The sequence below is a fragment of the Aeromonas sp. SCS5 genome (genome assembly GCF_001887375.1).
Lineage (GTDB): Bacteria > Pseudomonadota > Gammaproteobacteria > Enterobacterales > Aeromonadaceae > Aeromonas > Aeromonas jandaei.
In genome coordinates, this window is the sequence record NZ_LFCS01000014.1 from 75,678 (window position 1) to 89,941 (window position 14,264).

A 14,264-nucleotide genomic window follows, 5' to 3' on the forward strand; every position below is an offset into this window, starting at 1 on the left:
CACCAGATTGTCGCCATTTTTGCAGCCATCATAATGGCCCTGTCCCCATCAGACGGTTGCTGCGCGGGCAATCCGCCCCACCAGCAAAGGCCGTTTGACTGTTCCGATATCACAAGGAGTTCACCATGAAACTGCGACAAATCTGCTCTGCCACCCTGCTCGGTCTGGCGACCCTGACCGCCACGCTGGCCACCACAGCGACACCGGCCATGGCCGCCGAGGCTGCCAGCCATCCGACCGTATCACCGAACCGCTATCTGGAGATGCTCTCCCGAGACAATGCGGTACTGCTGCTGGTCGACCATCAGGTCGGTTTGCTGAGCGGCGTGCGCGACACCACGGTGGGCGAGCTCAAGCACAACGTGGTGGCGCTGGCCAACGCCGCCCGCGCCCTCGGCGTGCCGGTGATCGTGACCGCCACTATGCCCGATGGGATGTGGGGCCCCACCATGCCCGAACTGACCAGTGCCCTGCCGGATGTGAAGGTGATCAACCGCACCGTCATCAACGCCTGGGACGATCCTGCCGTGCGCGCCGCCATTGAGAAGACCGGCCGCAAACAACTGATCATCGCCGGGGTATCCCTCGAGATCTGCGCCAGCTTCCCGGCCCTCTCTGCCAAGGCTGCCGGCTATGATGCCCGGGTGGTGCTCGATGCTTCCGGCACCTTCAACGAAGCCAAGCGCACCACTGGGCTGCAACGCTTGCTGGGGGCCGGTATCCCGGTCACCGACTACGCCTCCGCCGCGGTCGAGATGCTGCGCAGCAACGTCGACCCCAAGGCGCACGATGTCTACAGCGCCCTCGACATGCCTTTCGCCACCCTGGTGTGGCAGATGCAAGAGGGTGCCAAGAAGTCGTAACTCGCCCCGCCTTCGGTCAGATGACCGAAGGCTTCTTTTGTCTTCAAGAGGTTATATCGATGACCAGACGCCTGACTCTCTCCGACCCCGTCAAGGGCCAACCGCTGCGCATTGGCAGCGGCTTTGAAGCCCGCCATTTTGGCGAACATTTTTTCAACGGTCTGATAGACCCCGTGGTGATGGTGGATCACTTCCAGATGACCGCCCCCACCTTCGAGCCCCACCCCCATGCCGGGATCTCTGCCGTCACCTATCTGTTCGAAGATTCGACGAGCCCCCACGTCAACTACGACTCCCTCGGCAATCAGGGCCCCATCGAACCGGGAGCGCTGCATTGGCTGGCGGCCGGGCGCGGGGCCGTGCATACCGAGCAGCCGGAGGGGGAATCGCCCTATGTCCACGCCCTGCAGATCTTCGTCAACCTGCCTGCTCGTCAGAAGATGGCGTCGCCTTTTGCCGTCCACGCAGCCGCTGCCACCATCCCCGAATTTCATGGCAAAGGGGTGCGAGTACGGGTGGTCGCAGGCCACAGCAACGACATAACGGCACCACACTCGGCAGAACTGCCCCAACCCTTTACCCTGCTCGATGGCAATAGCGAGGCAGGTAGCCGCTTCACCCATCTGCTGGCGGCTGGCTGGAATGCCATGATCTATCCCCTGACCGGATCGCTGACCCTGCAGGCTGAGGGAGAGCGGCACCTCATCCCGGCAAGTCACGGGATGGGGATAAGCCTCCCTGCCGACGGCGGCGAGGCGGTGGCTCTGCAGCTTGAAGCCACCGAGCGCTGTCACTTCGTGCTGCTCTCAGGCCAGGCGCTCAATGAACCCCTGGTCAAACATGGCCCCTTCGTGATGAACAGCCACGACGCCATTGCGGATCGGCTGCATGCCTATCAGCGCGGCGAATTTGGCCAGCTCAACGATGAGTGGCTGCACAACGGCCAATTTCAGCCATGAACACGCTCGCTGGCCACCAGCCACAAAGCACGCGCTGGCCTCTGGTCTTCCTCGCCATTTTCGCCGGTGCTAGCGGCGCCCTCTGCCTTGGCAAAGTGCCCGCCGTGCTCGGCATACTGCGCAGCGAGCTGGGGCTGACACTGGTTGAAGCCAGCTATCTCGCCTCGGCTTTCAATACGCTGGCGATCCTCTGCAGCCTCTTTCTCGGCCTGTTGCTGACTCGCTGGAGTGGGCGGCAAACCGGGGTTGTCGGGCTGCTGGTTATCGTGGCAGGCGGGGCGTTGGCACTGCCCGCCACCGGGCTGGCCATGATGCTGCTGTCGCGCATTGTCGAGGGGATTGGCTTTTTGCTGGTCTCGGTGGCCATGCCCGCCTTTATCGTGGCGGTGACCCGGGAGGAGGATAAGCGACTGGCCCTGAGTCTGTGGGCGGTCAACCTGCCCCTCGGTGCGGCGGCGGGTATGCTGCTCACCCCCTGGCTCACGGCGCAAGGTGGCTGGCGACTGGCCTGGCTGATCCTGATGGCTCTGCAACTCTCGGCCCTGCTGCTTCTGCTCGCCAGTCGCTCGGCAGATAAACTGCGGGTCTGGGCACCCCAACACTCGATCAACTCGGGCCACCCGCTGCGCCAACTCACGGTGCTCCGGCAGAAGGCTCTCTGGCGCTACGGGTTGGCGTTCACGCTCTACAGCCTGATGCTATGGGCGCTCTTTGTCTGGCTGCCAACCATGTTGCAAGGCACTCCCGGGATTGGCCAAAGCCAGATCGCCCTGCTCTCGGCGCTGGCGGTGGTCGCCAATATTCCCGGCAACCTGATGGGGGCATGGCTGCTGCGCCGGGGCGTGGCGCGAGATCGGCTCATCTGCTGGGCACTGAGTCTGATGGCGCTGTGCGGCATGCTCGCCTTCTGGCCCGGCCTGTCGCCGTGGTGGGCCTATGGATTGTGCCTCGTCCTCTCCCTGTCGGGTGGTATGGCGCCGCCGGCTATCCTCTCGTCAGCACAGGGAGTGAGTCAGGGGCCGGTACAACTGGCCATCGTGCAGGGATTTTTTGTCCAGCTCGCCAACCTCGGTCAGCTGCTTGGCCCCCTGTTGCTGGCGGCCCTGATGACGGACAACGGCCAATGGGGGAGCGCTCGCTGGCTCTTTCTGGGCGGCTTGCTGCTGGCAATCGGACTCTATCTGTGGCGCCGCCCGTTCGTTGGCGGGCAAGAGCCCAACTGACAGCCAGGCCAAGCCGCATTGATATGTGTCAGGAGGCGCCTGCGAAGTAGCTGCGCAGCGCCTCCACCACCCGCCGCACCTTCTCCGGGATCTCCCGCTGCGGCGTGATGGCGTGGATCTCCATCGGCGCAACCCGAAAACCGGGCAGCAGTTCGAGCAGACGCCCCTGCGCCAGATCCTCGCCAATTTCTCCCTCCGGTTGTAGCGAGATCCCCTGCCCCGCCAGCGCAAACTGGCGCAGGGGCAACACGTTGTTGCAGAGCACCTTGGCCTTGAACCTCACCCTGTGCTCACCCCCCTTCTCGTCAAGCAGCAGCAAACCGTTGCCCAGCATGTCGCCGCAGAGCCAGTCGTGGGTGGCCAGATCGGCGGGCGTGCGCGGCGTTCCCTTGCGCGCCAGATAGGCGGGAGCGGCGCAGAGCAGCATCCGGGTTTGTCCCAGTTTGCGGGCCACCAGGGTCGAATCTGGCAAGGTGCCGACCCGCAATGCCACGTCGATCCGCTCGGCTATCAGATCCCGTTTCTCGTCGTCGGCGATGATCTGGATAGTGAGGCCGGGGTGGGCCTGCAACAGCGGGGACAATGCCAGGGCCAGCGGCTGGCCCGCCATCCCCACCGGGGCGGTGATCCGCACTTCACCGAGCAGGGCGTCGCGCACCTCCGAGAGGCGCAGTTCGGTCTCGCTCAGGGTCTGCTGCAACGCTCGGCACCCTTGCCACACCACCTCTCCCGCCTCGGTCAAACTAAGGCGACGGGTGGAGCGATGGAGCAGGGGCAGCCCGAGCAGGCTCTCCAGCTGGCTGATATGCTGACTGACGGCAGAGGGGGTCATGCCGAGGGATTTGGCCGCCCCTGTCATGCTGCCCGCCTCCACCACGGCGGCGAAGATGGCGTAACGTCTGAGCTGCTCCATTATTAAATCCAGCTTACAAGTGAATGCATTTTATAGGCGATTATTAAATCATAACTGGCGGCGTAGGATAGCCCCATTCCAACAGTGAAGGAGAGTTCCCCATGAAGATTGCCCTGATCGGTGCCAGTGGTTTTGTCGGTTCAGCCATCCTGAGCGAGGCTATCAACCGTGGCCATCACGTCACCGCCATCGTCCGCGATGTCAGCAAGGTGGCCGCCCATCCGCAGGTCACCGCCGTGGCGGTGGATGCCCAAAACCCGCAGGCATTGGCCGAGGTGCTCAAGGGGCACGATCGGGTGATCAGCGCCTACAACCCGGGCTGGACCACACCGGATATCTACGACCAGTACCTCAAGGGTGCCAACGCGATTGTCGCAGCAGCCAAAGCGGCCAACAGCTGGCTGCTGGTAGTAGGTGGCGCCGGCAGTCTGGAGGTCGCCCCCGGCGTACAACTGGTGGATACCCCGGAGTTTCCGGCCGAGTGGAAACAGGGGGCGCTGGCGGCCCGCGACGGTCTCACCGCCCTGCGTCGTGAAACCGCCCTCGACTGGCGCTTTGTCTCTCCTCCGGTGTTCCTGGAGCCGGGTGAGAAGCGCGGCGGCTATCGGATTGGTGGCGATCAGGTGCTCTTTAGTGGCGAACAGCCTGCCGGGATCACCGCCGGAGATCTGGCCGATGGCGTGCTGAACGAGGTGGAAAAACCGGCTCACCTGCGCCAGCGCTTTACCCTGGGTTACTGAGAGCCAGCAACCGGTTAAGGCCAGAATGCGCGGTCACTCGCCTGAGCACCCGGTCAGGTGAACACCCGCGCAAACAGAAGGGAGGCATCCGCCTCCCTTCTGTTTTGGCCATTTTCTGTTTTGGTCATTATCGCCGCTGGTAGCTTGCCTCTGGTTATCACTCTCCCCCTCATCATTTCACCTTTATTTCACCTTTACCCCGCAATGGCTGCGCAAAAACCCGTCAGCCCATCAAGCGCCGAATTCCATTTCGAATTTTGTATATAACTAAGAATAATTCGTTGTTTCCGTCTTATAACACCGAACAGTAGCATCCCCTTCATTCCAGATGGCGCCACACCGCAAGCGCATACCGCCACACTGTCGCGCCATCCCGTTTGCCGCTCATCAAGCCTGCCCGCACCAGAGGCAGCAGAAGAGATGGCGCCAGAGATAACGAAAGAGTGAGGAGGTGCACATGGAACATTCACCACTGCCGATCATCGATCTGGCTGCCCTCAACGGGGCACCCGACCTGCGTCGCCCTATGCTGGCCCGGCTGGCCGCGGCCGCCCGCGACGTCGGCTTTTTCTATCTGACAGGGCATGGCCTGAGTGACGCCGAGCAGCGAGAGACTCTGGCGCTGGCAGAGCGCTTCTTTGCCCTGCCGGAGCAGGAGAAGCTGGCAGTGCAGATGGTCAACAGCCCCCACTTTCGCGGCTACAACCGGGTCGGTGCCGAGCTGACCCGAGCGCGGCCGGATCTGCGGGAGCAGTTCGATATCATGAATGAGGCGCAAGCCCTGCCTGCGGCCCTGATCCGTGAACCCTGGCAGCGGCTGATCGGCCCCAACCAGTGGCCGACCGCCCTGCCAGAGATGAAAGCCCATCTGCTGGCGTGGCAGGATCGGCTGAGCGACATCACTCTCACCCTGCTGGCCGCTTTTGCCGAGGTGCTGGAGCAACCGGCCAACGTGTTTGACGACAGCATCCGCGGCGCCCCCTACCAGCACATGAAGCTGATTCATTACCCGGGGCAAGAGGCGGGCGGCAGCAGTCAGGGGGTCGGCGCCCACAAGGATCCCGGCTACCTGACGCTGGTGATGCAGGACAATCATTCGGGGCTTGAGGTCGAGACGGCCAACGGCTGGATCTCCGCGCCCCCCCTGCCGGGTGCGCTGGTGGTCAATATCGGCGAGCTGCTTGAGCTGGCCTCCAACGGCTATCTCAAGGCGACCCTGCATCGGGTGGTAAGCCCGCCGCCCGGCGTCTCGCGCCTCTCCTGCGCCTTCTTTATGGCGGCGCGGCTCGATGCCAGCGTGCCACTACTCAGCCTCTCCCCCGAGCTGGCCGCGCAGGCGAAAGGGCCGGAGAGTGACCCGACCAACCCGCTCTTCTATCAGGTTGGGGAGAACGTGTTGAAAGGGCGGCTGCGCTCCCACCCGGATGTGGCGGCGCGTCACTATGGGCCGGTGGAACCAGCGCGCCTCCCACGCACAGAGAGCGAAGCGGTACCGGCCTAAGCAGCGCAAAGATCCCTAGGCGGGTATATGCATGAGCCACAAGCAGCATGGATATACCCGCCCAGACAAAACACAACATGTAACGAACAACAAAACACAACCAGTCATGGCCAGAGCCTGGCCATCACGGAGCAACACGATGAAATTCAAGACCATGAGCGTACACAGCGGCCAGCGGATCGACCCCCAGACCGGCGCCCTCACCACCCCGCTCTACCAGAGCAGCACCTTCAGCTACTTCAACGCCCAGGCGGGCAAGGAGCGCTTTGCAGGTCAAGCCCCCGGCTTTATCTACAGCCGCTTTGGCAACCCCACCACCGCCGAGCTGGAGCAGAAGCTGGCAGCCCTCGAAGGTGCAGATGAGGCGCTGGTGGTGGCGAGCGGTATGGCGGCAGTGAGCGCCATCATGTATGCGCTGGCCGACAGCGGCGATGAGGTGGCCTATATCGGCCCACTCTACGGCGGCACCGATGCCTTCCTCAAGCAGACTTTCAGCCGCGCCGGTATCAAGGTCACCGCCTACGAGAGCGATCGGGATCTGCTGGCCAACATCCGCCCTGCCACCAAGGTGGTACTGTTCGAAACCCTGACCAACCCCACCCTCAAGGTGGTGGATCCGCGGCTGGTGGTGGAAGCGGCCCGCAAGGTGGGCGCCATCACAGTGTGTGACAACACCTTCCTCACCCCCTACCTGCTGCGCCCGCTGGAGCTCGGGGTCGACGTGGTGATGCACAGCGGCACCAAATATCTGGGCGGCCACGGCGACATCATCGCCGGGGTGGTGGCGGGCTCTCACGCCCTGATGAAGTCCATCCGCACCGTGGCCCTCAAGCATATCGGCTCCCCCATCGGCCCGCAGGAGGCCTACCTGCTGCAGCGCGGGGTCAAGACCCTGCCGCTGCGGATGGATGCCCACCTGCACAATGCCCAGAAAGTGGCCGAGTTTCTGGCCGCCCATCCGGCGGTGAAGAGGGTGATCTACCCGGGGCTTGCCAACCATCCGGGCCATGATGCCCTCGGCGCCTTCGCCAGCGGCTTTGGCGGCATGGTGAGCATTGAACTTGAAGGAGGGTTTGCACGCTGCGCCACCCTGCTCGACAACCTGCAACTGTTCGTGCAGGCGGTGAGCCTGGGCGATCTCGAGAGTCTTGCCTGCCATCCGGCCAGTACCACTCACGCCGCCATGGACGAGGCAAGTCGCCTCGCCGCCGGGGTCAATGACGACCTCATCCGCTTCAGTATCGGGGTGGAAGATGCAGACGATCTGATCGCCGATCTGGCTGCCGCACTGGCGCAGATCTAACCGGGCGCGCTTTTTACTCGCCGACAAAACAGCGGCGAGTGAATAACCCCCAGACACAACAACGGCCCATCAAGGGCCGTTGTTGTTTGTCGCGATGTGGAAAATGGGGGATTTACTCCTCCCACACCACCACTTGCGATGAAGGCCAGCGCTCCCCAACATGGGCATATTTTTGCTCCAGCAGGTGGCGCTTGATCTTCATGGTGGGAGTCAGCACGCCATTCTCGATATTCCAGGGAGTTTTCACCACCAGAATGCCGCGGATCTTGGCGTGGGACTCCAGCTGGTCGTTGACCCGCACCCGCGCAGCCTCCAGTCTGGCCACGACCTCATCCCGATTTCCTTTGGCTGCGCTCTCGGCCAGCTGCACCAGCGCGACAGGCTGGGGCATGCCATAACCAATCACGCAGAGCTGCTCGATAATGGGCTCCTGCCCCAGCATCCCTTCGATGGGCACCGGCGCCACATACTTGCCCTTGGCGGTCTTGAACACATCCTTCATCCGACCGGTGATGGTGAGATAACCCTCCTTGTCCAGCTTGCCCATGTCGCCGGTGTGGAGCCACCCCTCGGCATCGATGGCCTCGGCACTGTGCTCGGGATCCTTGTAATAACCCACCATCATCCCTTCACAGCGACAGAGGATCTCTCCCTCGTCGGAGATCTTGATGGTCACCCCGGGCCCCGCCTTGCCGACGGTACCGATCTTGTCGGCGCGAAACGGGTAGTTGATGGTCGAAAACGCGTGGTTCTCGGTCATGCCCCACGCTTCGGTCACCTTGAGACCGATGCTCAGATACCACTCAAGCAGCGCAGGGGAGACCGGCGCAGAACCGCAGCCCAACACCCGTGCCTGATCCAGCCCCAGCCCCTTTTTCAGCTTGCTCTTGATAAGGCTGGAGACCAGCGGGATCTTGAGCAGCAGTTCGAGTTTCTTCTGGGGCAGCTTCTCGTGGATCTTGATGCGGAACATGGCCCACAGCCGCGGTACCGAGATAAATACGGTAGGGCGGCAGCGCTTGACGTCTTCAACGAAGGTGTCGAGGGATTCGGGGAAGGCGATGGTGGCGCCGCCAAACAGGCTGCCGCCGTAGATGTAGACCCGCTCGGTGATGTGGGCCAGCGGCAGGTAAGAGAAACCGCGATCAGCCTGGGTCAGGTTCACCGTCTCCACCAACTTCTCGCACGACCACGCATAACGCTCGACGGTCAGCATGGCCCCTTTCGGCTTGCCGGTACTGCCGGAGGTATAGACCAGGCTCAGCAGGGAATCAGGCTCCTGCACCGGGCTGTCGGGGATGGGCTCGTGTGTTTCCAGCAGATCATCCCACTGGTAGCTGGCCGGCATGGTGTCGTAGGGAAAGGCGATACGCAGCAGATCGGCAGGCACCCCCGCCTCCTGACTCTTCCAGTCATCGAGCTTGCCAACGAAGATCGCCTTGGCCTCGCTGTGGCGCAGTACATATTCGATGGTATCGACGTTGGCGGTCGGGTAGATGGGCACGCTCACGTACTGCCCCATCTGCATCGCCAGATCGGCGATAAACCACTGGGCGCAGTTTTTGGAAAGCAGCGCCACTTTATCGCCGGCAACCAGCCCCAGATGACGCAGGGCCGTCACCATGCGCCGCGCTTCATCGGCCACTTCACCCCAGGTGAAATCGATATATTCGCGGTTGATGGTTTGACGCAGATAGGTTCGATCAGGACACTGCCGCTCCCAGTGATAGAGCATCTCGAGCGGCAGTTTTTTGGCAATACGTGAGGCTGAAGCCATAGTTTAATCCCTGAAACAAAAGGCGAAACTTATTATTAACCTTTCACTAACTTCAGGGAAGAATAAACTCAAACTTCAGTTTGAAATGTGTATCCGATCAAGCTTCTGCCTGTTGCTGCAAACGAATCCACATCGCTTGCACCAGCTGCTCGTCCTGCTCGGAGAGCTCGCCTTGCAAAATCGCCTCGTTGAGGCTGCGCAACACATAGCTTTTGACATCCCGCACCAGGGTCTTGCCCTCCAGCTCGGCACGGGCGACCGCCAGCGAAATATGGCCTCGCAGGTAACCACCTGCAAAGAGCTCATCTTCGCTCGCGGTAGCAACCATGCCGTCGATCAGTCCCAACAACTTGTGCTCAAAATCGTGAATCGTCATGTAACGCAGCCTCATTTGCGGCAAATAATTCGGGGGTATGGAACCGCAATCCGGTTGATTGCAGCTCTCTGGCGCCAGGCCAGCAGCTTCCATGGCGTCCTATTCCGGGCTGGCCACCGGGTAGATGACCTGATCCTTGTATCCCGTGGTTATGCGCAGATAACCACTCAACGCCCGGTTCAATTCAGGCTCATCGGTATCGACCAGGAGTGGTCTCCCCTGCAGGGAAGCCAGCTTGCTCTTGGTTGCCAGCACCTGGATGTTCTCCAGCCCGACACACCGAATCACCTCGGGACTCAATTGCTGATTTCCGCGCCCGAACAGATGTCCCTGTCCGCCAATCAGGGTAATGATCAGCCGGCAGCGACGGCCACGGATCCGGGTCAGGATCTCGGCGGCGCTGAGATCCTGCCCGATAAGCCTGCCATTTTCCACCAGATCCACACCAAGCAGCGTATTTTCCAGACCGAGCTCAGCCATGCAGGCTGCCACCGTGCTGCCAGAGCCCATCAGATAGAGGGTATCTGGCTCCATCTGCTCGACCACACCGGCTGCCAGATCCGCCAGCACCAGCTCTTCGGACTCCCGCCCCCCCTGCTTGACCGCCTGCACGTACCGCAGATCGCCGGGCACCAGCAGCTGGCCATAGTGACGAGCCCGCACCTTGCCTGCGCGAAACGCCTCTTCGTCGATATCGCGCACCTCGGCATCGATAAGGCTGAGCAGTTCACCGGCGATCATCCGCGCCGCCACCCGCCCGCTGGCGGCGGGCGTCACCCCGTAGACGCCGGAGTGGATCTTGCAGCCAGCCGGGATCCCAAGCACATGGCAGGACTCCCCCACCGCGGCGCAGATGTCTCGCGCCGTGCCATCGCCACCGGCAAACAGCAGCAGATCGACCCCGGCTTCGCGCATCAACCCGGCGGCGTGGCGGGTATCATCGGCCGAGGTGCTCTCCCCGGCCGGTTGATAGATGACCCGACAGGGCAACCCCAGCTCGCGGGCCACCGCCTCCCCCATCTCTCCCGCTACTGTCAGCAGTTCAAACGGGACGCTCAGCTCGCACAGTGGCAACAAGGCTTGCCGCGCCCGCTCCTGCGCCTTGGGCACAGCGCCTCGGGCCAGCGCCTCGGCAACCACGCCGTCACTGCCCTTGAGCCCCACTGCGCCGCCAATCCCGGCGACCGGATTAATGATGAACCCTAATCGAAACATGCCTGCCTCCCTTGCGATGGCCACCATTTTTATCTTTTCCCCCCTCTGGGACAAGCGGTTCCCCCCTGCTAAAATGTTCCGCTTCTTTTTTTCAACCAAGGTTCAATCATGCTGGAATGGGTTCTGGATCCCTCTGCCTGGGTAGCGCTCGCCACCCTGACCCTGCTCGAAATCGTGCTGGGCATCGATAACATCATCTTTATCTCCATTCTGGTCGGCCGTCTGCCCGAGGCGCAGCGCCAGCGCGCCCGCATTCTGGGTCTGGCCCTCGCCATGGGTACCCGCATCCTGCTGCTGCTCTCGCTGGCCTGGGTCATGCGTCTCACGGCTCCGCTCTTTACCGTGCTGGGCGAGGCCATCTCGGGCCGCGATCTCATCCTGCTGCTGGGGGGCCTGTTCCTCATCGGCAAGAGCGTGCTGGAAATCCACGCCACCCTGGAAGGGGCGGCAGAGCCGGAAAAGGTGGCTGGTGCGGCCTCCGGTTTTATCAGCACCCTGATCCAGATCGCCATTCTCGACATCGTCTTTAGTCTGGATTCGGTGATCACCGCCGTCGGCATGGCCGATCACGTTCCTGTCATGGTGCTGGCCATCATGATCGCCGTCTTCATCATGATGTTTGCCGCCAAGGCGATCGGCGATTTCGTCGATAACCACCCTACCATCAAGATGCTGGCCCTCTCCTTCCTCACCCTGGTCGGCTTCGCCCTGATGGCGGAGGGGATGGATCTGCACATTCCGAAGGGTTACATCTACTTCGCCATGGCCTTCTCGCTGGTGGTGGAGATGATCAACATCCGCCTGCGCAAGCACACCGATGCCAACGAGCAGAGCGAATCATAAGCTCGCCGGCCGGATCAAAAAGAGCGCCTCTTTGGCGCTCTTTTGCTATGCACACGGCACGCTTGGCAGGACAGTCGCTTACTGGTTGGCGATAACGATGGCCACCCGGCGATTTTCGGCCCGTCCGGCGGCACTCTTGTTGTCCGCTACCGGCGCAGTTTCGCCGCGACCACGGACCTCCAGGTTGGCAGGCTTCATACCGACCGAGATGAGCACATCCGCCACCGACTGGGCCCGCTTCAGGGAGAGTTGCTGGTTGTAGCTGCTCTCGCCGGTGTTGTCGGTGTGACCGTCAACCCGCGCCTTGTCGAGCCCTACCCCAAGCAGGGCTTTGCCCAGCTTTTCCACGGTCTGACGGGTTTGGGGATTGAGCTCCCCGACGTTGTTGGCAAACAACACCCGGTTGGCCAGATCCAGCGTCCAACCCTCGTCTGTCAGATAAAAACCTTGCTCCTTCAATACCGCCAGCTGCTCAGGGGTGAGCCCCTTCGGGGCACTCTGACAACCTGCCAGCAGAGAGAAGATCAACCCCAGCAGCAAGGTCTTGAGGGAGAGGGATATTTTCATTGTTATGTCTCCTTAACGACATCAATTCACGCCGGTTCGGTGGCATCCACCTCCTCGCGGCGCGCACGTTTTGCCAAATACATGGCTTTGTCTGCCAGCTCGCACAGCTCGCTGGCACTGACCCCGGATTGATGAATGGCATAACCGATGCTGATCCCAGCCACCAGTTGCTGCCCATCCCGCAATACCACGGTTTCACTCATCGCCTGCTGAATGCGGTTGATCACCTCCTCCACATCCTGTTCAAGATGCACAGGGCTCAGCAAGATGGCGAACTCATCCCCCCCCAGACGGCACACCAGATCCTGCGGCCGCAGCTGATGCTCCACCCGCCTTGCCAGGGTGATCAGCACATCGTCACCGGCGTTGTGGCCCAGGGTATCGTTAATCTGTTTGAAGCGATCGCAATCGAGGTAAAGCAGCGCAAAATCCCCCTCACCCTGTTCAGCCTCGGTGATCGCCTGTGCCAGTCTAGCGTCAAACAAGACCCTGTTGGGCAGTCCAGTCAACACATCGTGGGTGGCCTGATGAAGCAGACTGGCATTTTCCCGTGCCTGATGGGCTTGCCACGCCTGCAACTCGTCAAGCAGGGAGTTGAAGTCATCCCCCAGCTCGTTGAGCTCGACAATACCGGCGGGCGGTGCCCGCATCCCCAGAGTTCGCTGGCGGCGCACCGAGTGGGCCACCCGGGCCAGCTCTCGCAGGGGGCCAATGATGGAGACCTGCATCCGCCCCGCCACGTAAAGGGCCCCCATGGCGCTCAAGAGCAGGCAGATCAGCATCACCAGCAGCACCGCAATCAGGAAGATCAGCAGCGACTCGCCATGGCCGATCAGCTCGACCTCGCCGATCTTTTCACTGCCACGCAGCATGGGCTCACGCACCGGCCCGGGCAGGATCAACTGGGCAAGATAACCCTCCAGCTCGGCGATCGGGGTGTTCATGGTGCGCGACCAGCTGGTCAGCAACTTGCCATCGGGCAGATAGATGCGCGCCTCGGCCACCTCCTCGCGCTCGGCAATGGCCCGCAGCGCCTCACCCGCCGCCTCTTCGTCCTGAAACACCACGGCCGCCTCGGTGGTATAACTGATGGCGCGTGCCACCAGCTCCAGATTGTGGTCGGCGTAAAAACGCATCACCAGCAGGGCGGTCAGGGTCAGCAGGATCCCCGCCACGCAAGCCGAGGTAAAGGCGGTCACCAGATGGGTGCGCCCCAGACTCTGACGCAGGGTCAGCCGCGCGTCATGGCGATCGGACGATGGCGTCATGGCACACCCCGATCAGCCATGGCCAGCTTGAGCACGGCCGGGTGCACCCGCACACCGCTGAGCGCCAGCGCATCCAGATTCACTTTGAAACGCAACCGCCCGCTACGGCTGTCCGGCTGCAGACAGAAGACGGGACTGCTGCTGCACTCCGGGTTCTGCTCACTGATGCTGAGAACAGGATGCCCCTTCAAACGGGAGAAGAGCGCCAGCCGGGTTGACTCGTCCATCACCCCCAGATAGAGCACATGACACTGGCCGGCAATGGCCGGATCCGTCACCTCATAACGATTGACCTGCACCGGCCGGCCGTTGCCCTGCCGGGTAATGGTGGAGAGCACACCGGCATATTCAGTGGGCGCGGCGATGCACAGATGCAGCACCGGCGGCTCTTTTGGCCAGCGGGTGTAGCTCAGAATATCGAGCACCAGCTCTTTGACCGCATTGGCCCGGCTCTCTGCAGTGGTCTGCGCGTCGGCAAGCGCGGCACGGGAGCAAGCCAGCCCGGGCAACAGCACCAGCAGCGCAACGACGAGTCGGAATGAGAAGTGTGACGACATGATCAGGGGATAGGCGCCTCTACAACACCGCAGCAGCGCGGTTCGGGTACATGAACTCAGATAGTAAGTGGCCGGACAACAGCCTGACAAGCCTTGACGTGAGACTCAGCTGACAGAGCTGTAAATAAAAACAGAGAGCCCGTTTTGCAACGGGCTCTC

At 62.1% G+C, this 14,264-nt stretch carries 14 protein-coding genes; 7 read left to right on the forward strand and 7 right to left on the reverse strand.

The features are described from left to right. Positions 1-125 precede the first annotated feature (125 nt). Genes BS300_RS17515 through BS300_RS17525 form a run of 3 tightly spaced genes read left to right on the forward strand, consistent with a single transcriptional unit; the run spans position 126 to position 3,045 of the window. Complete coding sequence (locus BS300_RS17515) at positions 126-863, forward strand: isochorismatase family protein (RefSeq protein WP_041210334.1); 738 nt, start codon at positions 126-128, stop codon at positions 861-863. Positions 864-922: 59 nt separating this feature from the next. Then, the gene (locus BS300_RS17520; RefSeq protein ID WP_071914309.1) at positions 923-1,822 is read left to right on the forward strand and encodes a pirin-like C-terminal cupin domain-containing protein; all 900 of its coding nucleotides are present in this window, start codon (positions 923-925) and stop codon (positions 1,820-1,822) included. After that, positions 1,819-3,045 carry an MFS transporter gene (locus BS300_RS17525; protein ID WP_143241840.1) on the forward strand — a complete coding sequence of 409 codons (1,227 nt, stop codon included), beginning with the start codon at positions 1,819-1,821 and terminating at the stop codon, positions 3,043-3,045. The genes BS300_RS17520 and BS300_RS17525 overlap by 4 nt, the downstream gene beginning before the upstream one ends. Before the next feature lie 28 nt (positions 3,046-3,073). Here BS300_RS17525 and BS300_RS17530 read toward each other — a convergent pair whose 3' ends face one another. Beyond that, positions 3,074-3,958, reverse strand: a complete 885-nt coding sequence (locus tag BS300_RS17530) for a LysR family transcriptional regulator (protein WP_071914311.1) — start codon at positions 3,956-3,958, stop codon at positions 3,074-3,076. Positions 3,959-4,059: 101 nt separating this feature from the next. Here BS300_RS17530 and BS300_RS17535 point away from each other — a divergent pair, with 101 nt between their 5' ends. The 3 genes from BS300_RS17535 (at position 4,060) to BS300_RS17545 (ending at position 7,502) form a co-directional block, all read left to right on the forward strand. Continuing rightward, complete coding sequence (locus tag BS300_RS17535) at positions 4,060-4,698, forward strand: NAD(P)-dependent oxidoreductase (RefSeq protein ID WP_071914313.1); 639 nt, start codon at positions 4,060-4,062, stop codon at positions 4,696-4,698. A gap of 457 nt (positions 4,699-5,155) precedes the next feature. Further along, the gene (locus BS300_RS17540; protein WP_071914315.1) at positions 5,156-6,199 is read left to right on the forward strand and encodes a 2-oxoglutarate and iron-dependent oxygenase domain-containing protein; all 1,044 of its coding nucleotides are present in this window, start codon (positions 5,156-5,158) and stop codon (positions 6,197-6,199) included. Between the two features lie 139 nt (positions 6,200-6,338). After that, the gene (locus BS300_RS17545; RefSeq protein WP_071914317.1) at positions 6,339-7,502 is read left to right on the forward strand and encodes a PLP-dependent aspartate aminotransferase family protein; all 1,164 of its coding nucleotides are present in this window, start codon (positions 6,339-6,341) and stop codon (positions 7,500-7,502) included. 112 nt (positions 7,503-7,614) lie between these two features. Here BS300_RS17545 and BS300_RS17550 read toward each other — a convergent pair whose 3' ends face one another. The 3 genes from BS300_RS17550 to BS300_RS17560 all read right to left on the reverse strand — a co-directional run bounded on the left by BS300_RS17550 (position 7,615) and on the right by BS300_RS17560 (position 10,870). Beyond that, positions 7,615-9,279 carry an AMP-binding protein gene (locus BS300_RS17550; protein ID WP_071914319.1) on the reverse strand — a complete coding sequence of 555 codons (1,665 nt, stop codon included), beginning with the start codon at positions 9,277-9,279 and terminating at the stop codon, positions 7,615-7,617. A gap of 97 nt (positions 9,280-9,376) precedes the next feature. Next, a complete protein-coding gene (locus BS300_RS17555; RefSeq protein WP_041210342.1) occupies positions 9,377-9,655 on the reverse strand; it encodes a YfcL family protein in 279 nt (92 codons plus the stop codon). A 99-nt stretch (positions 9,656-9,754) separates the two neighbouring features. Beyond that, positions 9,755-10,870 carry an ATP-NAD kinase family protein gene (locus tag BS300_RS17560; RefSeq protein ID WP_071914321.1) on the reverse strand — a complete coding sequence of 372 codons (1,116 nt, stop codon included), beginning with the start codon at positions 10,868-10,870 and terminating at the stop codon, positions 9,755-9,757. 108 nt (positions 10,871-10,978) lie between these two features. Between BS300_RS17560 and BS300_RS17565 the strand changes: the two genes are divergently transcribed. Then, positions 10,979-11,713 carry a TerC family protein gene (locus tag BS300_RS17565; protein ID WP_041210344.1) on the forward strand — a complete coding sequence of 245 codons (735 nt, stop codon included), beginning with the start codon at positions 10,979-10,981 and terminating at the stop codon, positions 11,711-11,713. Between the two features lie 78 nt (positions 11,714-11,791). Here BS300_RS17565 and BS300_RS17570 read toward each other — a convergent pair whose 3' ends face one another. From BS300_RS17570 to BS300_RS17580, 3 genes are read right to left on the reverse strand one after another with little or no spacing between them, the layout of a single operon-like run. Further along, entirely contained in the window at positions 11,792-12,280 is a 489-nt protein-coding gene (locus BS300_RS17570) for an OmpA family protein (RefSeq protein WP_071914323.1), read from the reverse strand. A gap of 26 nt (positions 12,281-12,306) precedes the next feature. Further along, positions 12,307-13,548 carry a diguanylate cyclase gene (locus BS300_RS17575; RefSeq protein ID WP_071914325.1) on the reverse strand — a complete coding sequence of 414 codons (1,242 nt, stop codon included), beginning with the start codon at positions 13,546-13,548 and terminating at the stop codon, positions 12,307-12,309. Beyond that, positions 13,545-14,105: a YfiR family protein gene (locus BS300_RS17580; protein ID WP_042032034.1), complete on the reverse strand. Its 561-nt coding sequence runs from the start codon at positions 14,103-14,105 to the stop codon at positions 13,545-13,547. Before BS300_RS17580 ends, BS300_RS17575 begins: the two co-directional genes overlap by 4 nt. Positions 14,106-14,264: the final 159 nt, after the last annotated feature.

Coding starts and splice junctions, on each gene's coding strand:
- BS300_RS17515 (WP_041210334.1), top strand. CDS start 126: ATGAAACTGCGACAAATCTGCTCTGCCACCCTGCTCGGTCTGGCGACC.
- BS300_RS17520 (WP_071914309.1), top strand. CDS start 923: ATGACCAGACGCCTGACTCTCTCCGACCCCGTCAAGGGCCAACCGCTG.
- BS300_RS17530 (WP_071914311.1), bottom strand. CDS start 3,958: ATGGAGCAGCTCAGACGTTACGCCATCTTCGCCGCCGTGGTGGAGGCG.
- BS300_RS17525 (WP_143241840.1), top strand. CDS start 1,819: ATGAACACGCTCGCTGGCCACCAGCCACAAAGCACGCGCTGGCCTCTG.
- BS300_RS17555 (WP_041210342.1), bottom strand. CDS start 9,655: ATGACGATTCACGATTTTGAGCACAAGTTGTTGGGACTGATCGACGGC.
- BS300_RS17570 (WP_071914323.1), bottom strand. CDS start 12,280: ATGAAAATATCCCTCTCCCTCAAGACCTTGCTGCTGGGGTTGATCTTC.
- BS300_RS17550 (WP_071914319.1), bottom strand. CDS start 9,279: ATGGCTTCAGCCTCACGTATTGCCAAAAAACTGCCGCTCGAGATGCTC.
- BS300_RS17535 (WP_071914313.1), top strand. CDS start 4,060: ATGAAGATTGCCCTGATCGGTGCCAGTGGTTTTGTCGGTTCAGCCATC.
- BS300_RS17545 (WP_071914317.1), top strand. CDS start 6,339: ATGAAATTCAAGACCATGAGCGTACACAGCGGCCAGCGGATCGACCCC.
- BS300_RS17560 (WP_071914321.1), bottom strand. CDS start 10,870: ATGTTTCGATTAGGGTTCATCATTAATCCGGTCGCCGGGATTGGCGGC.
- BS300_RS17575 (WP_071914325.1), bottom strand. CDS start 13,548: ATGACGCCATCGTCCGATCGCCATGACGCGCGGCTGACCCTGCGTCAG.
- BS300_RS17565 (WP_041210344.1), top strand. CDS start 10,979: ATGCTGGAATGGGTTCTGGATCCCTCTGCCTGGGTAGCGCTCGCCACC.
- BS300_RS17540 (WP_071914315.1), top strand. CDS start 5,156: ATGGAACATTCACCACTGCCGATCATCGATCTGGCTGCCCTCAACGGG.
- BS300_RS17580 (WP_042032034.1), bottom strand. CDS start 14,105: ATGTCGTCACACTTCTCATTCCGACTCGTCGTTGCGCTGCTGGTGCTG.